The organism is Noviherbaspirillum suwonense (assembly GCF_900182955.1).
Taxonomy (GTDB): domain Bacteria; phylum Pseudomonadota; class Gammaproteobacteria; order Burkholderiales; family Burkholderiaceae_D; genus Noviherbaspirillum_A; species Noviherbaspirillum_A suwonense.
Window position 1 is genome coordinate 194,986 of sequence record NZ_FXUL01000005.1, and the last position, 18,462, is coordinate 213,447.

Sequence of the window (18,462 nt, forward strand, 5' to 3'; positions counted from 1 at the left end):
CTTTCACTGCAAGGCCACTGGATGCAACACTATTTCGCGCGCCTGATCGGCGGCCTGAGCGTGGGGCGCAAGCTCTCCCTGATCTACCTGCTGGACCTCACCGCCGTCATCTTCGTGTCGGGCATCCTGATCAACGAGAAGTACATCGCGATCGATTTCACCCAGAAGGAAATCAATGGCGGCCATTACATCGCCGCCATCAGCCGGAACCTGGTGCCGCTCGCCCAGGACCTGTCGCACCTGCAGCGGCAGCCGCCGGCCCGCACGACGCTTGACGTCGATGGCCTGCGCGTTGCTGAAGCCAGCTTCGGCGGCGCGCTCGACACCGCCGCGCTGAACCGGGCCTTCACCGCCGCGCTTGCCGGGCCTGCCGGCGGCGACGCGGCCTTCGACGCCGGACGCGCGCTGCTGACGCGGGTCGGCAACCAGTCCAACCTGATCCTCGACCCCGACCTCGACAGCTATTACACGATGTCGCTGGTGCTGCTGCGCTTTCCCGAGCTGCTGGGCCTGCTGCGGGAAACCGCGCAGCTTGCCGAACACCTGCAGCGGCACCCGGAGCCGGACGCCAGCAGCCGCGCGCTGCTGCTCGAAGGCAGGCTGGACGCCAGCGTGCAGGGCATAGACAGCGACTACGAGGAAGCCTTCTCCGCCAGCAAGCCGGAACTGCGGCAGCGCCTTTCTCCCAGCCGCGCCGCGCTGCGGGACGCACTGACCCGCTTCCGCGAAGCCAGCCGCAGCCTCGGCGCCGGCACGGACGGCGAGGTCGCCGCGCTGGAGCGCCAGCGCGTCGCCGCGGTCGATGCGCTGGCCCGCGCCTGGACCGCGGCGCAGGACGACCTGCAGCGGCTGCTGGCGCTGCGCAAGGCCGAAGCCTATGCCCGCATGTGGATGCACCTCGGCACCGCCGCGCTGCTGCTGATGGTGATCCTGAGCGTGGTCTTCTTCGTCGCCCGCCAGATCTCGAAGCCGATTAGCCGGCTGGCCCGGGTCGCGGCCAAGGTCAGCGACTCGGGCGACTATTCGCTGCGCGCCGAGTGGAACAGCACCGACGAGATCGGCCGCCTGGTGCGCGGCTTCAACGGCATGCTCGAACAGCTGGATCGGCAGCGCATCAGCCAGCAGGAACTGGTGGCGCGCCACCGGGCCGCCGATGCGCAGCGCGAACTGGTGGAAGCGATTCCCATCCCGATGATGGTGACCTCGATCCCGCTGCATGACGTGCTGCATGCGAACCAGGCGGCAGAGTCCTGGCTCAACGGCCGCAAGACCGACCCGTGGAGCGTCGGCATGCAGGCCGAGACCCGCGCCCGCTTCTTCCAGGGCCTGACCGACACCGAGGCGGTGGACCAGTTCGAGGTCTGCTGGCGCGGCGGCAGGACGCCTTCGTGGGCGCTGGTGTCAGCGCGCTGCATCGTCTACCAGGGCCAGCGCGCGGTGCTGACCACGTTTACGCCGATCAACCAGATGAAGCTGATGGAGCAGCGGCTCGAACTGTGGGCCCGGGTGTTCGAAGCGTCGTCCGAAGGCATCATGATCATCGACCCGCAGGGCCGCATCGTCGACGTCAACCGCGCGGTCTGCCGCGGCGCCAACCTCGACCTCGACGACCTGCTGGGCATGAACCCGCGCTTCCTGCTCGGCAGCGGCAACCCGGACGGCTTCTTCGCCGACATCACCGATGCCGCGCTGAACCTGGGCAGCTGGCAGGGCGAAGCCTGGCTCAAGCGCAAGGGCCGCGAGCCCTACCCTGCCTGGCTGGTGCTCAATGCGGTGCGCGACGCGCAGGGCCAGGTCAGCCACTACATCGCCATCACGCTCGACATCAGCGAACGCAAGAAGAACGAGCAACGCATCGCCTACATGGCCCAGCACGATGCGCTGACCGGCCTGCCCAACCGCAGCCTGTGCCAGGAACGACTACAGCTCTCCATCGACCAGGCCAAGCGCAGCGGCCAGCGGGTGGCGGTGCTGTTCGTCGACCTCGACCGCTTCAAGAACATCAACGACTCGCTCGGCCACCACGTGGGCGACGGCCTGCTGCGCTCGATCTCGAGCCGGCTGCTCAACGTGGTGCGCAACGGCGACACGGTGGCGCGGCTGGGCGGCGATGAATTCGTGGTGATCCTCAACGGCATCACGGCCGTGGAAGAGATCGGCAAGATCGTCGACCAGCGGCTGATCTCGCAGATCCGCCGGCCGCATCATGTCGACGGCGCCGAACTGCATATTTCCTGCAGCGTCGGGGTCGCGGTCTACCCGGACGACGGCAGCGACATCGACCGCCTGATGCGGCATGCCGACGTCGCGATGTACCAGGCCAAGAACAGCGGCCGCGACAACCTGCAGTTCTTCACGCCGGAGCTGAATGAACGGGTTCTGCGCCGGCTGCAGCTGGAAAACGACCTGCGGCATGCGGTCGAGCGGGACGAGCTGGTGCTGTACTACCAGCCGCGCATCGACGCCAGGACCGGCGCCCTGGCGGGCGTGGAAAGCCTGGTGCGCTGGATGCATCCGCAGCGCGGGCTGATCCCGCCGGCGGACTTCATCCCGATTGCCGAGGAGTCCGGCCTGATCGTCGGCATCGGCGCATGGATCATCGCCGAGGCCTGCAGCCAGCACCGCCACTGGCGGCGCGCCGGCATCGGCGCGGTGCCGGTGTCGATCAACCTGTCGGCGGTGCAGCTGCGCGAGCCGGGATTGTGCGCGACGCTTGACGCCGCGCTGCGCCAGCACGCGGTGGAGCCGGCGCAGATCGAGCTGGAGCTGACCGAGTCCATATTGATGGACAAGGTCGACGACACGATCGCGGTGCTGCGCGACATCAAGGCGCTTGGCTGCACCATCTCCATCGACGACTTCGGTTCCGGCTATTCCAGCCTCAGCTACCTGTACCGCTTCCCGATCGACAAGCTGAAGATAGATCGCGCCTTCATCCAGAACATGCACAGCGCGCCACAGAACCTGGCGGTGACCAACGCCATCATCGGACTCGGGCATACGCTGGGGCTGCAGGTGGTGGCCGAAGGCGTGGAGCGGCTGGAAGACGTCGACCTGCTGCGCGCCGCGGGCTGCGACGAGCTGCAGGGGTTTTACTACAGCCGGGCATTGCCGGCAGCGGAAGCGCAGGCGTGGATGGCGGCGCATGCGGCGGCGGGGAGTGGCGGGAGGCTGCGGCGGGCCTAGGGGACGACATGGAGCCGGAGCGATGCACAATGCGGCGACAGCGCGTGCATGGTCAAGCGGTCGTCTGCCGTTCGCGCAAATGGGCGCAATTTTGCGTCGCCCGGTTGGCCTGCCTTCCCAATCAAGTCGCCGCTTGCGTTGCCGATTTTCTCAAAGATCGTCATGGCGCGCGTACGACGGCGGCGCAGCAGCCCTCGGCGCAGGCAAGGCATCCCGGTTGGCGTTGTGCAGTGCCGCCCGCATGGATGGATCCGCATGCTGCATCGCAGCCGAGATCATTGCCGCCATGTCAGGCCCGCTGCCAGTGCCTTCCAATGCTGCCTGTAGAATCCGAACGGCCGCATCGGTGCGACCGTGCTTCACGGCATGGATCAGCGCCGATTCTCCCTCGCTGTCCAGCGCCATCAGATTCGCGCCCTGGCCCAACATAAACGCAACAGTCTCGGCATTGCCCGACTGGGCGGCGAGATGCAGCAGCGTGCGACCCGCTTCGTCCACCAGGTCGAGCATCTGGCTGGAAAAAAGGACGCTGTTTTCCGCATTTGGGCGCACCTTTGTCGTTCCGCTTTCTTCCGTGGAGGCCGCGCGCACGAACGGCTGGTAGTTCAACAGCATTTTCAGCGCCTCCACGTTTCCAACCGAGACTGCCTTGGCAGCCGCCTGCATCATCCCCTTGCTTGGGTTGTGCTGATCGGCTTCCACGACATCAGGCCTGACCTTCAACAGCAGCGCCAGGCGTCTGGTCCCTTTGTCTAATATGACGTCTTTCAGATTTTTATCGAACATTTCGATAGTGCCTGTGCCAGTACCTGTCCACGCGCACAAAATATCTGTCAGCACTTTTTCATTTTCATTGGCTGACCGAAGGTAAAAATTGACCGCGGGTTTCAGGAAATTAGTCTGACCGGACAAATCCATTTCAAGTTTTTTCTGATGGTAGAAAAACAGGTCCCAATCAGCGCCGTACCCTAGCAGCTTGCTTGCGGCGCCGGATGCGCCCACGTCCATTGCTTGTACAAGCATCCGGTCGAGAAAGCGCCGGGGACAATCCGGCCCGGGCTTCGCACTCCTTTCCACGAGCATCATCCCCAGTTCCAGGTTGTCGGTGGAAGCCGCAATGTCGAGCAGATAGGCGCGTCCGCTTTTGTCTGGATCGTTGAACATGCGGTCTGAAAAATTTTCCACATAGTTGTGGTCCGCCGTCAGGAACAGGAAGCAGTCGATATTTTCAGAGTTCACCGCGTCAGCCACGACAGCATGATTGGTGTACTCAAGCAAGTGTTCCAGCACGTTTGCATGGCCGAGATTTACGCGGCTGCAATGAGCCAGATCTTTTGCAAGCCGGGCATCTCCGTTTTTGATCGCAGCTTCAAGGTTTTCCAGGCAGACGACCTCTTCGCTTGACAGACCCAATTTTGCTTTCATCTGATTTCGCCGCTGCTGCTCGGCGGAAATCGGCCTATCGGTCGACGAGGATGGCGATGTGCCGGCTACGACCGCCGCAGCACTGCTATCGACTGAATCACCCCGCCAATGCGGCGTACCTGCATTCTGCGCAGCATCCAGTTCCCGGCCCGGGCCTGACGGCAACCGGGTAGGACGGTGGTCAACCGAATAGAGCCTTGGTTGCGCCAGTTGCGCGGCTGCGCGGCCGTCCAGCGACGATGGCGGATCGGCAGAGTCGCTCCTCAGGTGAACGCCATCAACGCGCTGGCGGACGGGATTATTTATATCCATGACCAAGCCCGGAAATTGTGAACGAGAACGTGCTGAGTGACAATCTGATTAACAATTGTTCATTACCCAAACAATGTTTTCAGCGCGCATGATTTCCAACCCCTTCAGGAACGTGCGTCCCTTTCGATCAGCATGGTTGCCAGTTCTTCGTGTCCGGCTTCCACGGCAAGCGTCCAGGCGGTCTTGCCATCGTTATTTTTAGCGTCGATCGCGTCGCCCCGCAGCAGCCTGGCGAAGAAGGAATCACTGGCGCCCTCGCGCCTTATGTCCGGGTGCATGTCCAGAATACATTTAAGCTTCGCCAGGTCGCCGCTGGCTGCAGCCAGGTGCAGCAAGGTATTGCCCTTGCGGCCGATCTTTTCCCAAAGACCAGCGGCGTTCGCGGCGCTGCGCTTTCTCGACAACAGGAGGCTCAGCACCTCCGCTGTTCCCTTTCTGATTGCGTGGGCCAGGAACAGGCACTCTGCCTTGGGGTCGTTCATGGCTGCCGCAAATGCCGGGTGGCTGATCATTATCTCGACACGTCTGGCGTTCGATTCGCCAATAGCGTCGCTGAGCAGTGCGAAGGGCATGTCCGACCTGTTCTTGACGGAAAATTTGACAAGCCAGGCAATGGCGCCGTGGTCGCGATGGTCGACCGCGGCTTCCAGGCAGGGTTTCAGATCCGGAAGCACGCGCTCGCTGACGCGGCAGGTGTCCAGCATCTGCCCTGCAAGGCGCTCGTTACCGAGCGTCAGCGCCAGGTAAAAAGCGCCCGACTGCATGTCTGGAACAAAGGGACTGACATTTTTGCCTTGGAGACGGAACACGACCTTTTCCGCGCCGAGTCGCGCTGCATGCTGCATCAGGACATGCTCCTCGATGGCGGCGCCGGGCAAGGCAGTCAGCGCTGCAGTGCATGCGTCCCAGTGATCATTCCTCAGCGCCTCTTGCAGGGCCTGGGGAAGCATAGGCTGGCATGCACGTCCTTCCTGAAACGCCGGCCTGCTTGCATTGGATGGGGAAAGGGAATGTCCGCCTGGATGGGGCGGAATCAGGCTGGCTGCCGGCGCCCTGGACGCCAGCGCCGATGTCGAACCGGCGCGGGACGTGGTGGATGAGGAAGCATGGTGGATTGCCCTGCCATGGGCAGCGATTGACTGGTCGGACTGGATTTGCATGCTCACGCCTGGAAAGGATAAACGATGGCGATGGGTACGGTCCCATCCTGCCATCGTTCCTTCCTCGCCTCTGTTCAGACCTGCCCCTGGACGGGGCCTGCTTGCATTCACACCTGACTTGGCGAGGTCAAGCCAGTTTGTCCGTGAGGCGCGGCATGAGGCGGCGCTCGAAATGCATCGCAATACTGCTCGATGACATACAACTGACGGCGCATCAGCACGTCGAATAGCACAGGCTCGACGCAGGCTTCGGCCGCCTGGTATCGCTTCTCCTTCCGATGCGGGCTAAACCATATCTCCTGCCGCAGCGCAAGCGCAAACGCTTCTTCATCTGCGTTTTGACGAGAATGCAAAGCATGGTCGCTCGATACGGCAGTCCATGCCGCAACAACGCAGTCTGCCAGCAAGCCATACATGCCATGCTCCATCAGGTCGGCCTTGAGCACCCTGCCCATTCTGGCGTCGTCCACGTCGTGGCTATTGATAAAGGCCCATAGGTCGCCTACGAGTTCGCGAAAAGGCTCCTCGAGCGCCTCACCCTCTTCGACAGGCTTTTCACGCCATTTCTGCAGGCGAACATTCAATGCACCGATGGTAGCGGTATCCAGGCCGGACTCTGCATACGGGTTTTCGTCCGCCAGAAAGTCAGGCACAGTTGACTGGGCAAGCATGCCAGCCCTGATCATGATCGACTGTGCAGCAGTCGGTCCGCCAGCACGGCCACTCAACGCAGTCCCCACTACCGCAGCGTCGTTGACGATGCGAGGCAGCGAATGCCTGATGACCCGGGGTTGGTCATTGCTGCTGATGCTACCCGTCGAAGACTTCATCGCCAGATAATCGATCGTCCACGCAGGCAAAGCTTCATCGGCCTTGCGATTGGGCAGCGTGGGCGCAATCAGTCCTTGCGCTTCTTTCTCGAGAAGCTTGCGCCCACTGGCCCCGCGTTCCAGCAACAACGCCATGGTTGCCACGTTATGCGAGCGAGCAGCCTGGTAAAGCAGCGTGTTGCCCGCACCGTCTTCCTTATCAATCGCCCTGCCGGAGAAAAAGATATTGTCGTCGAGGAAATTGAGAAAACGGGAGATCACACCGCCGTCATTACGCGCCGGACGAATCAATGGATGGAAATCCAGCAGGACCTCCAGGACGGCCGTATTTCCTTGCCTCGCCGCTCTGATCATGTAAGCGTCGTAGCCCTTGAACGGTTTAGCGGATTTCATCGATTCGGGCCTGGCCGAAAACACCAGTCTCAACGCGTCGATATCGTTGCAATAAATTGCTCTATTCAAAACGGTGAAGAATAGTTTATCGCTACCGCGTGCCCCCGCATGATTGAACATGGCGGAATAAATACTGGTAAGTGCCGCTGCATTCTTATTCGCCAAATGAAAGAGCATAGGGCCACTCAGGTCCAGCATGTCCTGCTGATTACCTGGCTCATCGCGGGAAGGCCGCTTGGGCAAATTGCGCAGCAGGCCAGGGTCGGCATGACAGGTGAGAAAACTGACCAGGTCCCATCTGTATTCAGCGATTGCCTTCCTGAGCATATTGTCCAGAAATTTTTTCGGGCAACTTTTTTCCGGACGGGCACCTTCTTCTATCAACATCAGGCCGATGGACACCTGGTTCCTTGATGCTGCCGCGCCGAGTGCGTCGAACTGACCGCCCCGTTCCGGGCCATTGATGAATCTCAGCGCGCCATCGCCGAAAAAACGGAGAAATTTCCGGATTATTTCAATGCGTCCGTCACGGATCAAATCCTTCAGTATCGATCCATCCAGATATTTCAGCGCAGGTTCCAGACTTTCAAGATCGACGCGTTCAACAAGATAGTCGAATGTATCTGAATCCCCGCTGTTCAATACCATTTTCAGGAGAACCACGGTTTCATGGATGACCTGTGACGCCTGCGTTCCGTCGGCTGCGATGACTGTTTCAGGACCTTGCGTCCTTGACGGCAGGGTGCAGGACGGAGAGGCCGCCACCGTTTTGCCTTGGCTCGGCCCGGGCAGTGAAGGCGGCTGCCACCTGGGCGCCTCTTGCCTGCGTGGCGCATGCGTTTCCTGGCTGGCGTCGGAAGGGATCAGGGAGATCCCGCGGGAGGTGCTCCGTACCAGCGGCGCTTCCGGCTGCTTGCCTATCAGCCTTGCGGTAGCTTTCGATTCGCTGGGTAATTCGGAGACGGGCGAAACCTGATATTCGATGCGATTGGCATCATGACCAATTGCTGGGGTAGCCATCGTGACCTGTGATGTAGTTTCATTACACCAGTGGTAACCGGATGATTGGAAATAGTTCGTGGATCAAGTTGTTTCGACGGGATACGATGACCTTTCGATACGGTCAGCACCCATGGCGCCTGCGTTCGTGGTTTGACCAAACGACGGTTGGCCAAACCAGGTGCGGACCGCTGTGCGCAGGGTCCGGGCCGTCTTCGCAGCCGTGACCCTGCTGGGTGACAACGATTACTTGATGCCCAGCGCCGCCGACTCCTTGTCGACCGCGTTCAGCACTTCCTTGCCGACCCGGCCTTCGACGTCCTTGCGCACCGGCAGCAGCGCCTTGCGCCATTCAGCTTTCTCGGCCGCGGTCAGCGTATAGACCTCGGTCTTGCCGTGTTTCTTGATTGCGTCCAGCGCCTGCTTGTTTTCCTGCTCGGCGATCGCATTGGTGTACTTGGTCGCGTCCTTCATCGCGGTTTCCAGCTGGGTGCGGACGTCGGCCGGCAAGCCGTCCCAGAACTTCTTGTTGACGATGACCGCATAGCCGATATAACCGTGGTCGGACACGGTCAGGTGAGTCTGCACCTCGTGCATCTTCTGCGTGTAGATGTTGGACGGCGTGTTCTCGGTGCCGTCGACCACGCCGGTCTGCAGCGCCTGGTAGACCTCGGAGAAGGCCATCACCTGCGGGTTCGCGCCGAGCGCGCGGAACTGCGCGTCGAGCACCTTGGACGACTGGATGCGCATCTTCATGCCCTTGAAGTCGGACGGCTTCCTGAGCGGCTTGTTGGCGGTCATCTGCTTGAAGCCGTTATCCCAGTAGGCCAGGCCGGTGATGCCCTTCGGCTCCAGCTTCTTGAACAGATCGCGGCCCACCTGGCCCTCGGTGACGCGGTACAGCACGTCCTTGGTCGGGAAGATGTAGGGAATGTCGAATGCCTCGAATTCCTTCACGCCCAGCGGGCCGAACTTGGCCAGCGAAGGCGCCAGCATCTGCACCGCGCCCAGCTGCAGCGCTTCCATTTCTTCCTTGTCCTTGTACAGCGTGCTGTTTGGGTAGACCTCGACCTTGACGCGGCCGTTGGTGGCTTTCTCGGCCAGTTCCTTGAAGCGCTCGGCGCCCTTGCCTTTCGGCGTGTCGTTCGCCACCACGTGGCTGAACTTGATGACGATCGGGGCCTGCGCATAAGCGCCGGCGGAAAACAGCAGGGCAGCTGCGGCCAGCGCGAGGGTGGTTGGTTTGAATGTCATTGCAGGTCTCCGTTTATTTGATTTGAAGGATGGGATTGCTTGGATCGGATTGCTACGATCGGATTGCCTGGGCCGGGCCGGTTCACGCGGATCTTGCATGCGCCGGCACGGTGGGTCAGCTTGCAGTACGGCGTCGGACTTCCTCGATGATCGCCTGCGCCTGGAGCACGACCGGACGGTCCACCATCTTGCCGTCTACAGCGACTGCGGCGCCATCCGTATTTTCCACAGCCTGCAGCACGCGCAGCGCCCATGCCGCTTCCGCCTCGCTGGGCGCAAAGGCGGCGTTGACCGGCGCGACCTGGCGCGGATGGATGCACAGCTTGCCGCCGAAGCCGTAGCGCCGCGCGCGCCGCGTGTCGTCGGCGAGGCGGCCGGCGTCGTCCAGCGTGGTCGTGACGCCATCGACCGGCGGCTGTATGCCGGCCAGCCGCGACACCAGCACCAGCTGCGAGCGGAAGTACTGCAGTTCCTCGACGCCTTCGGTCAGGCCCAGGTCCACGCTGAAGTCGATGCTGCCGAACAGCAGCCGTTCGACGCCCGGCTGGCGCGCCAGGTCCAGCGCATTGTGGAAGCCCAGCGCGCTTTCGATCAGCGGCAGCACCGCGGGCGCGCCCTGCGCGACGAGCCGCGCAACGTCGCCCGCCTGCTCTGCCTTGGGCAGGACGACGCCGGCCACGCCGGGCAGCCCGGCCAGCGCAAGGTCGTCCTCGAACCAGGCGGTGTCGGCGCTGTTGATGCGCACCAGCACCGGATGCGCCGGCGACAGCCAGGCTCGCAACGCATCGCGCGCCGCCGTCTTTTCAGCGGGCGCCACCGCATCCTCGAGGTCGATGATGACCGCATCCGCGCCGGCGGCCAGCGCCTTCGCATAGCGTTCCGGCCGGTTGCCCGGCACGAACAGGTAGGTGCGGTTCATCGCAGCAGCGCGCCTACCTGCGCGACTTCAGCGATGTTCCACAGCCGCTCGAAGGCGGAGCGCATCTCTTCCGCGGTGGCGGCCTTGCTGAAGTCCGCCAGGCGCAGCGCCTTCTGCTCCAGTTCCTCGCGCGACAGCGTGTTGCCGGGGTCGCCCTTGGGTTCGTCGACCCGGCCTTCGTAGCGCTGGCCGTCCACGGTCTCGACCGTGACGCGGCCTATCCAGCGCGCCGGGTAGGCGGTGTCGATCTCCTGGTCGAGCTCCATGCCGACCTTGTCGCGGAATGCGCGGATGCCGACGTCATTGAACGCTTCGTCGAACTCCTTCATGCCGGCATTCTGGAACTGCGCGATCAGGCCCAGCACGGTGCCCATCGAGAATTTCGCCTGGTGCACGGTCTGCGGGTCCGTCACCGGGCCCAGCACGTCGATCGCGCCCTGGTGCACATGGGCAGTGACGCGGGCGATCTGCTCGGGCCGCAACTGGTGCTCGGTCACCACCTGCAGCAGCGCGTCGGCGGCCGGATGCGTGTGCCGGCATGACGCATGGAACTTGAACGAGGTCTCGGCCAGCGCCCAGCGCTCGCCCAGCCTGTCGGTCAGGCGCGCCGGGTCGGCGTCGGTCGACATGCCCGCGCCCATGCCCTGCGCGCCTTCCAGGATGCGCTGCGCGCCGGTATAGCCTTCCTGCGCCAGGTAGGCCGCCATCAGGCCGTCCGCGGCCGCCTTGGCGGTATGCAGCTGCTTGGAGTCGGCGGCGTCGCGCAGGAATTCCCAGAGGCCTGCAGCCTGCGTGCCGGCCGAGCCGAACGCATGCAGCATCTGCGCGGGCGTGAGCTTGAGCAGGCGGCCCACGGCCGCCGCGGCGGCAACGGTGCCGGCGGTGCCGGTGGTATGGAAGATGCGGTAATGCGAGCGGCCCAGGAATTCGCCGACGCGGATGCCGACTTCATAGCCGACCACCGACGCTTCCAGCAGCTCGCGTCCCGAACTGCCGAGCGACTGTGCGACCGCCAGCGCGGCCGGGAACACCACTGCCGCCGGGTGGAACACCGAGCCGTTGTGCACGTCGTCCTGCTCGGCGAAATGCGAGGATGCGGCATTCACCATCGCGGCGAACAGCGGCGTACTGCTGCCGCGCGAGATCAGTATCTCGGACTGGCCATCGGCCGGTCCCATCTGCCGCGCGAAGCTGGCAATGGTCTGCACCGGGCGGCCGCTCTTGCCGGCCAGCGCCGAGCCGAACCAGTCCAGCAGCAGGTCTTCGGCGCGGCGCACCACGGCGTCGGGAATGCTGTCGAATTGCAGCGTGGCCGCGAACGTGGCCAGGGTCTTGCTCGGGTGATTGTCCATCGTCGTCTCTTCCATCGAATAGTCCTTCGTGTCCATGCGGCTTTATCTAAACGGCTTTTTCGGCATGCAGGCGCGCGATGCGCTCGGCGTCGAATCCCAGCCCGGCCAGGATGGCGTCGGTATGCTGGCCCAGCGCCGGCACCGGGTCCATCCGCGGCGCATAGCCGTTGGCCCCGTTCGGCATGCCGGGCGGCAGCAGCGCCGGCACCGGGCCGGCCGGCGTCGCCACCTCGGTCCAGCGGTGGCGCGCCTTCAGCTGCGCATGCTCCCACAGGTCATGCATGTCGTTCATGTGCGCATTGGCGATCTGCGCGTCTTCCAGACGCTCGACGACCTGCTCGGCCGTCATGCCGGCGAAGACGCCGACGATCAGTTCGTACAGTTCCTTGCGCGAGGCGCTGCGCAGCGCATTGGTGTTGAAGCGTGCATCGGTCGCCAGTTCGGGCTGCCGGAGCACCTTGCTGCAGAAGACCGCCCATTCGCGCTCGTTCTGAAGGCCCAGCATGATGACCTTGCCGTCGCCGGCCGGGAACGGGCCATACGGGTAGATGGTCGCATGCGAGGCGGCCGCGCGCGGTGGCGGCGCAGCGCCGTCCATCGCGTAGTACAGCGGGTAGCTCATCCATTCGGCCATGCTCTCCAGCATGGACACGTCGATATTGCAGCCCTGTCCGGTCTTGCCGCGCTGGATCAGCGCGGCAAGGATGTTGGTGTACGCGTACATGCCGGCGGCGATGTCGGCCACCGAGCATCCGGCCTTGGCCGGCTCGTCCGGCGAGCCGGTGATGGACAGGAAGCCGGACTCGCTCTGGATCAGCAGGTCGTAGGCTTTCTTGTCGCGGTAGGGGCCGTCGGCGCCGTAGCCCGAGATGTCGCAGACGATCAGCCGCGGGTACTGCTCCTTCAATGCGTCGTAGGACAGGCCCAGCCGGGCCGACGCGCCGGGCGCGAGGTTCTGCACCAGCACGTCGGCATCCTTCAGCAGCTCATGCAGGATGGGCACGGCTTCCGCATGCTTGACGTCCAGCGTCAGGCTTTCCTTGGAGCGGTTGGTCCAGACGAAATGCGAGGCCAGGCCGCGCACCCGCCCGTCGTAGGCGCGGGCGAAGTCGCCGACGCCGGGGCGCTCGACCTTGATCACGCGGGCGCCGAGGTCCGCCAGCTGGCGGGTGCAAAACGGCGCGGCGATCGCGTGTTCCAGGGTAATGACGGTGATGCCATCGAGGGGACGCATGGCTGCTCCTTAAAACGAACGCGGCAGGCCGAGCATGTGCTCGGCGACATAGGACAGGATCAGGTTGGTCGAGATCGGCGCGACCTGGTACAGGCGGGTCTCGCGGAACTTGCGCTCGACATCGTATTCGGCGGCGAAGCCGAAGCCGCCGTGGAACTGCAGGCAGGCATTGGCCGCTTCCCAGGACGCGTCCGCGGCCAGCATCTTCGCCATGTTGGCCTCGGCGCCGCAGGGCTGGTGCGCGTCGAACAGTTCGCAGGCCTTGTAGCGCATCAGGTTGGCCGCCTCGATGTTGACGAATGCCTTGGCGATCGGGAACTGCACGCCCTGGTTCTGGCCGATGGGCCGCCCGAACACCACGCGCTCGTTGACATACTTGGTGACCTTGTCGATGAACCAGTAGCCGTCGCCGATGCACTCGGCCGCGATCAGCGTGCGCTCCGCATTGAGGCCGTCGAGGATGTACTTGAAGCCCTTGCCTTCCTCGCCAATCAGGTTCTCGACCGGGATTTCCAGGTTCTCGAAGAACAGCTCGTTGGTCTCGTGGTTGACCATGTTCAGTATCGGCCGCACGGTCAGGCCCTTGCCGATTGCATCGCGCAGGTCGACCACGAAGATGGACATGCCTTCGGACTTCTTCTTGACCTCGGCCAGCGGCGTGGTGCGCGCCAGCAGGATCATCAGGTCGGAATGCTGGACCCGCGAGATCCAGACCTTCTGGCCGTTGACCACGTACTTGTCGCCCTTCTTCACCGCGGTGGTCTTCAGCTTGGTGGTGTCGGTGCCGGTCGACGGCTCGGTCACGGCCATCGACTGCAGCCGCAGTTCGCCGCTGGCGATCTTGGGCAGGTAATACTGCTTCTGCTGGTCGGAGCCGTGGCGCAGCAGCGTGCCCATGTTGTACATCTGGCCGTGGCAGGCGCCGGAGTTGCCGCCCGAGCGGTTGATCTCTTCCATGATGACCGACGCTTCGGTCAGGCCCAGGCCCGAGCCGCCGTACTCCTGCGGGATCAGCGCGGCCAGCCAGCCGGCGCGGGTCAGCGCATTGACGAACTCTTCCGGGTAGCCGCGCTGCTCGTCGATCTTGCGGAAGTACTCGGCCGGGAATTCGGCGCACAGCGCGCGCACCGCGTCGCGGATGTCCTGGTACGGGTCGTTATGTTTGTGCATGGTGTGTCCCTCGTGATTTTGGCGGGTGCGGCGGGATTCGCAGGGTGTAATTACCGGAGGGCATTACACCATGGTCGATAGGCCATCGGCTTTCCGTGATCGACGCGCGGTGTAATGCGCTGGCGCTTATTACACCCTACGATTTTTTGAGTTTTTTGGAGGCTGCTTTTAGCCGACTGCCGCTTCTGCCTGCATCGCAAGCTCGCCGCGGCTGTTCCTTGCCCACAGCTTCACGCTGCGGCCGTCTTCGGCGGGCTGGCCGCAAACGGTAAACGGTTCGATGTCGAAAATCGGGCCGACCGCGCGGAAGTTGAACTGTTGCACCGTCGCCTCCGGCATATTGCGGTGCAGCAGGTCCAGCAGCAGCGTCGCGATCAGCGGTCCGTGCACGATCAGTCCCGGATAGCCTTCGACCCCGGTCACGTAACTGCGGTCGTAATGGATGCGGTGGCCATTGAAGGTCAGCGCCGAGTAGCGGAACAGCAGCACCGGGTCCGGCGTGATCTCGCGCGACCAGGCGGCGTCGGCCGGCGCCGGCTTGCCGGCCGGGGCGGCGGCGCCAGGCTGCGGCAGCGCGCGGTAGACGATGTCATGTTCCTCGGTCACTGCGATGCGGCCGTCCTGCGCGATCTCGTGGCGCACGGTGACGAAGGCCAGCTGGCCGCTGGCGCCGTTCTTGGCGCTGACGTCGAGGATGCGAGAGGTGCGCGTGGCCGGCTTGCCGAGCGCCAGCGGCGCGGTGAAGGTCAGGCGGCCGCCGGCCCACATGCGGCGCGGCAGCGGCACCGGCGGCAGGAAACCGCCGCGCTGCGGGTGGCCGTCGGCGCCGATCTCGGAGGCCGGCACGGCCGTCCAGAAATAGATCCAGTGCCAGAGCGGCGGCAGGCCGTCCGCCGGCGCGGCGCGGTCCAGCGTGGCGGCCAGCGCGTCGGCCATGCCGGGCTGGATCACATCCTTCTTCACCTCGGTCCTGCCCACCCATTGCTGCAGCAGTGCGAGGTCGAATGCTTCCTCTGTCATCAACGCGTCCTTGTCATTTCGGAATGGGGCACAGTGTGATGCGCCGGGCCGGTCCGCACAATCTCCCATTTTCGAAGGGGGGCTATGGTTTTGATGAAGGAAGCCCGCGGCGCGTAAAATGGTCGCCCGTTCCGCCACGACTGTTGCCATGCTGTTCGACTTCACCGACCTGCGTTTGTTCATCCATATCGCCGAGCTCAAGAGCCTGACGCGGGCGGCCGAGCGCATGCACATGTCGCTGGCCGCCGCCAGCAACCGCATCAAGGAACTGGAGTCGCGTTTCGGCATGCGGCTGCTCTACCGTGAAAACAAGGGCGTCCAGCTCTCCCCGGCGGGCGAGACGCTGCTGGCGCATGCGCAGCAGTTCATGCAGCAGCTCGAACGGCTCCGCAGCGACATGCAGCAGTACAACAACGGCATCAAGGGCCACATCCGCATCTTCGCCAACACCACGGCGGTGACCGAATTCATGCCGGAGGTGCTGGGCGACTTCCTGGCCCGCCACCCGCAGGTCAATGTCGCGCTGGAGGAAAGGCTGAACCAGGAGATCGTGCGCGGCATCCAGGAAGGCACCGCCGATATCGGCATCGCCGCCGGGCCGGTGCAGGGACAGGGGCTGGAGATCATCAATTTCTCGACCGACCGGCTGGTGCTGGCCACCGCGCCCGACCATCCGCTGGCGACGGCCGGCAGCATCTCCTTCGACGAGACGCTGGCTTACCCGCATATCGGCCTGCATGAAGGCAGCACGCTGTGGCACTTCCTGAACGGCATCGTGTCGGGCAGCGGACAGCGGCTGCAGCTGCGGATACAGGTGCGCGGCTTCGAGGCGATGTGCCGGATGGTGGAGGCAAAGGTCGGCATCGGCATCCTGCCGCAGTCTGCCGCATTGCGTCACAGTCGCACGATGAAGCTGGCGCTGGTGGAACTGACCGAGCCGTGGGCGGTGCGCGAGCGCAGCGTGGTCGTGCAGAGCCTGGAGGGGCTGCCGCATTATGCGCGGGCGCTGGTCGACGTGATCTGCAGCGCCCGGCCGGAAGAAAAGGCCTGACCATGCTGCATGCGCCCATCATTCCCGAGAGCGAAGTGGACATCACCGCGGTGCGCGCGCAGGGCGCCGGCGGCCAGAACGTCAACAAGGTGTCGAGCGCGATCCACCTGCGCTTCGACATCCGCGCGTCGTCGCTGCCCGACGGGATCAAGGAAAGGCTGCTGGCGCAGAACGACAGCCGGATCACGCGCGACGGCGTGCTGATCATCAAGGCGCAGGCCCACCGCAGCCAGGAACAGAACCGCGAGGATGCGATGCGGCGGCTGCAGGAGATGGTGGAAGCGGTGGCCACGCCGCAGCGGGTGCGGCGGCCGACCCGGCCGACGCGCAGCTCGCAGAGGAAGCGGCTGGAAGTGAAGACCAGCCGCGGCCAGGTCAAGCAGCTGCGCGGGAAGGTGACGGAGTAGCGTGCGACACGCCCGGGACCGGCCCGGGCCTGCGGATGTCGGTCAGAACGACAGCTTTTCGCCCGGATTGATCGGGAACACTTTCGTCGCGCCCTGCCCCAGCGCGCCGATGTACTCGGCGGTGGTTCCCTTCAGCTGCGGCGTGGTGCCGTAATGCACGGGGATCGCGAACTTCGGCTTGATCATCTCGCGGGTCGCATAGGCCGCATCGCCAGGCGACATCACGAAATGGCCGCCGATTGGGATCAGCACCAGGTCCGGCTTGTAGTAGGAGCCGATCAGGTTCATGTCGCCGAACAGCCCGGTGTCGCCCATGTGGTAGATCTTGAAGCCGTTACGTCGAATCCTTTTAAGCGTCCATAAGCACCCCGGATGCTACGCCCTGCCGGGATATTGTTGTCAAATAGAAATTCTTCTTCCGCTGGCGACGCGAAAAATCTGTAGCATCTTCAGTTGTAAGCAATGTGGGCGATGCAAGGGGGGTATTTATGGGATTTATTATTCAATGGACGAGAAAGCCATCAGGCGGGAATTTACCCCTACTTTTTCATGCCCGCCCTTGGACGCCAGTTCGTTTGCCTTTTCAGTACATCGTTCTCCATGCCGAGCCAAGCTATGCGGAAAGCAGCCTTGGAATCATGATTCGCTCTGTTAAGGATTTGTACACATATTGTTACGATATTACCGACATCGATCTAGAAGACACCCTTATTAAAGGGGAAATGCTTACTGTGGATCAGATTACGGGTTATGCAAGATGGCTTCGAAATGGACGGCTGCTACCAGATAATGTGGTAGCGATATTCGGCGTTAACCAAGAAGATGAAGCCATGAATGCTATTACATGGAACGGATATCTCCACTGGACAAAAGCGTTTCTGCTCTGGGCAGCTGATACATTTATTCGGGATATCAATGCCGCAGAAGTAAGAGCAAGGTTTGCTGATGTGAAAGATCGTTTGACACGACTGTTTGAACACCTTTCCTCAAAGGTAAAAACCTCTGTAGCGACCAAAGGGCTTTCTAAAGTTCAGATGCGCCAACTTTTGAAAGTTGCTCGGCCAGGATCCTCATTAAATCCTTTTAAAGAGGAGTCAGTGCAATTTCGTAATTGGATTGTTCTTCAAATCTTGTATTCGACCGGAATGAGGCGCGGTGACCTGCTTAGCGCTCTATCAGAAGATAAACCAACAAGCCATAACAACAACAAATGGTTGATAAGGAAGCGGCAAGCTGATCCTAAAGATCTGAGAAACCCTCGGCCATCAGTCAAAACAAGCGAGCGCGACATACAGCTTCTTCCAAAGCACTCCCAAATGATGAAGCAGTACGTCGATAAATACCGTTGGGTGTATAGAATTGACGAACTCGGCCGCAATAAGAAGCGGCGTCCGCAACACGACTTCTTATTCGTTTCGTCTCTTGACGGCTCTCCATTATCTCTTGACTCCATAAACAAAATGCTGGACGAGATAGGCAAAGCCGCCTTTCCCGATGGCTCTGTTAAATTGCATCCCCATCTACTGAGAAACACCTTCTGCAATGAATATATGGAGGAGGCTGTGAATTACCGTGGGGAGGACATTATACAAGCGAAAGATAGCCTGCGACGCATCTGCGGATGGAGCATTAAATCAATTATGCCGGAACTGTACGCGGCGAAGTGGCGCCAAGAGGTTGCTGACGCGGCAAATACAAGTTTGCTTCTTAAGCGGGAAGAGCAAGACTTAAACAATAGGTTGGACTGACC

The 18,462-nt window shown here is 62.6% G+C and carries 13 protein-coding genes and 1 pseudogene; 4 read left to right on the plus strand and 10 right to left on the minus strand.

What is annotated here, in order from left to right; genetic code table 11:
- The first annotated feature begins 21 nt into the window (after positions 1-21).
- Positions 22-3,186 carry an EAL domain-containing protein gene (locus QOL82_RS09635; protein WP_283442034.1) on the plus strand — a complete coding sequence of 1,055 codons (3,165 nt, stop codon included), beginning with the start codon at positions 22-24 and terminating at the stop codon, positions 3,184-3,186.
- Between the two features lie 150 nt (positions 3,187-3,336).
- Here the strand turns inward: QOL82_RS09635 and QOL82_RS09640 are convergent, their stop codons facing one another.
- The 9 genes from QOL82_RS09640 to QOL82_RS09680 all read right to left on the minus strand — a co-directional run bounded on the left by QOL82_RS09640 (position 3,337) and on the right by QOL82_RS09680 (position 15,254).
- Entirely contained in the window at positions 3,337-4,923 is a 1,587-nt protein-coding gene (locus QOL82_RS09640) for an ankyrin repeat domain-containing protein (protein ID WP_283442035.1), read from the minus strand.
- 104 nt (positions 4,924-5,027) lie between these two features.
- Positions 5,028-5,873: an ankyrin repeat domain-containing protein gene (locus tag QOL82_RS09645; RefSeq protein ID WP_283442036.1), complete on the minus strand. Its 846-nt coding sequence runs from the start codon at positions 5,871-5,873 to the stop codon at positions 5,028-5,030.
- Between the two features lie 317 nt (positions 5,874-6,190).
- On the minus strand, positions 6,191-8,326 hold the full coding sequence (locus tag QOL82_RS09650) for an ankyrin repeat domain-containing protein (RefSeq protein WP_283442037.1): 2,136 nt from the start codon (positions 8,324-8,326) through the stop codon (positions 6,191-6,193).
- A gap of 225 nt (positions 8,327-8,551) precedes the next feature.
- A complete protein-coding gene (locus QOL82_RS09655) occupies positions 8,552-9,559 on the minus strand; it encodes a TRAP transporter substrate-binding protein (protein ID WP_283442038.1) in 1,008 nt (335 codons plus the stop codon).
- A 115-nt stretch (positions 9,560-9,674) separates the two neighbouring features.
- Positions 9,675-10,478 carry an HpcH/HpaI aldolase/citrate lyase family protein gene (locus tag QOL82_RS09660; protein ID WP_283442039.1) on the minus strand — a complete coding sequence of 268 codons (804 nt, stop codon included), beginning with the start codon at positions 10,476-10,478 and terminating at the stop codon, positions 9,675-9,677.
- Positions 10,475-11,866, minus strand: coding sequence for an MmgE/PrpD family protein (locus QOL82_RS09665; protein WP_430438460.1), 1,392 nt, complete (start codon positions 11,864-11,866; stop codon positions 10,475-10,477). The genes QOL82_RS09660 and QOL82_RS09665 overlap by 4 nt, the downstream gene beginning before the upstream one ends.
- A 10-nt stretch (positions 11,867-11,876) precedes the next feature.
- Entirely contained in the window at positions 11,877-13,064 is a 1,188-nt protein-coding gene (locus QOL82_RS09670) for a CaiB/BaiF CoA transferase family protein (protein ID WP_283442040.1), read from the minus strand.
- Positions 13,065-13,073: 9 nt separating this feature from the next.
- On the minus strand, positions 13,074-14,234 hold the full coding sequence (locus QOL82_RS09675; protein ID WP_283442041.1) for an acyl-CoA dehydrogenase family protein: 1,161 nt from the start codon (positions 14,232-14,234) through the stop codon (positions 13,074-13,076).
- A 168-nt stretch (positions 14,235-14,402) separates the two neighbouring features.
- The gene (locus tag QOL82_RS09680) at positions 14,403-15,254 is read right to left on the minus strand and encodes an HTD2 family dehydratase (protein ID WP_283442042.1); all 852 of its coding nucleotides are present in this window, start codon (positions 15,252-15,254) and stop codon (positions 14,403-14,405) included.
- A gap of 148 nt (positions 15,255-15,402) precedes the next feature.
- Here QOL82_RS09680 and QOL82_RS09685 point away from each other — a divergent pair, with 148 nt between their 5' ends.
- Both QOL82_RS09685 and arfB read left to right on the plus strand, forming a co-directional pair.
- Positions 15,403-16,305, plus strand: coding sequence for a LysR family transcriptional regulator (locus QOL82_RS09685; protein ID WP_283442115.1), 903 nt, complete (start codon positions 15,403-15,405; stop codon positions 16,303-16,305).
- Positions 16,306-16,307: 2 nt separating this feature from the next.
- Entirely contained in the window at positions 16,308-16,712 is a 405-nt protein-coding gene (gene arfB / locus QOL82_RS09690; protein ID WP_283442043.1) for an alternative ribosome rescue aminoacyl-tRNA hydrolase ArfB, read from the plus strand.
- Between the two features lie 42 nt (positions 16,713-16,754).
- On the opposite strand, the pseudogene QOL82_RS09695 reads toward arfB, so the two are convergent.
- A pseudogene (locus QOL82_RS09695) lies at positions 16,755-17,048 on the minus strand (MBL fold metallo-hydrolase); the annotation flags it as partial.
- Positions 17,049-17,200: 152 nt separating this feature from the next.
- On the opposite strand from QOL82_RS09695, the gene QOL82_RS09700 reads away from it, so the two are divergent.
- The gene (locus tag QOL82_RS09700) at positions 17,201-18,460 is read left to right on the plus strand and encodes a site-specific integrase (protein ID WP_283442044.1); all 1,260 of its coding nucleotides are present in this window, start codon (positions 17,201-17,203) and stop codon (positions 18,458-18,460) included.
- Positions 18,461-18,462: the final 2 nt, after the last annotated feature.

Excerpts from the sequence above, each read along its gene's own strand:
- QOL82_RS09635 (WP_283442034.1), top strand. The coding sequence starts at position 22 with ATGCAACACTATTTCGCGCGCCTGATCGGCGGCCTGAGCGTGGGGCGC.
- QOL82_RS09640 (WP_283442035.1), bottom strand. The coding sequence starts at position 4,923 with ATGGATATAAATAATCCCGTCCGCCAGCGCGTTGATGGCGTTCACCTG.
- QOL82_RS09645 (WP_283442036.1), bottom strand. The coding sequence starts at position 5,873 with ATGCTTCCCCAGGCCCTGCAAGAGGCGCTGAGGAATGATCACTGGGAC.
- QOL82_RS09650 (WP_283442037.1), bottom strand. The coding sequence starts at position 8,326 with ATGGCTACCCCAGCAATTGGTCATGATGCCAATCGCATCGAATATCAG.
- QOL82_RS09655 (WP_283442038.1), bottom strand. The coding sequence starts at position 9,559 with ATGACATTCAAACCAACCACCCTCGCGCTGGCCGCAGCTGCCCTGCTG.
- QOL82_RS09660 (WP_283442039.1), bottom strand. The coding sequence starts at position 10,478 with ATGAACCGCACCTACCTGTTCGTGCCGGGCAACCGGCCGGAACGCTAT.
- QOL82_RS09665 (WP_430438460.1), bottom strand. The coding sequence starts at position 11,866 with ATGGACACGAAGGACTATTCGATGGAAGAGACGACGATGGACAATCAC.
- QOL82_RS09670 (WP_283442040.1), bottom strand. The coding sequence starts at position 13,064 with ATGCGTCCCCTCGATGGCATCACCGTCATTACCCTGGAACACGCGATC.
- QOL82_RS09675 (WP_283442041.1), bottom strand. The coding sequence starts at position 14,234 with ATGCACAAACATAACGACCCGTACCAGGACATCCGCGACGCGGTGCGC.
- QOL82_RS09680 (WP_283442042.1), bottom strand. The coding sequence starts at position 15,254 with ATGACAGAGGAAGCATTCGACCTCGCACTGCTGCAGCAATGGGTGGGC.
- QOL82_RS09685 (WP_283442115.1), top strand. The coding sequence starts at position 15,403 with ATGCTGTTCGACTTCACCGACCTGCGTTTGTTCATCCATATCGCCGAG.
- arfB (WP_283442043.1), top strand. The coding sequence starts at position 16,308 with ATGCTGCATGCGCCCATCATTCCCGAGAGCGAAGTGGACATCACCGCG.
- QOL82_RS09700 (WP_283442044.1), top strand. The coding sequence starts at position 17,201 with ATGGGATTTATTATTCAATGGACGAGAAAGCCATCAGGCGGGAATTTA.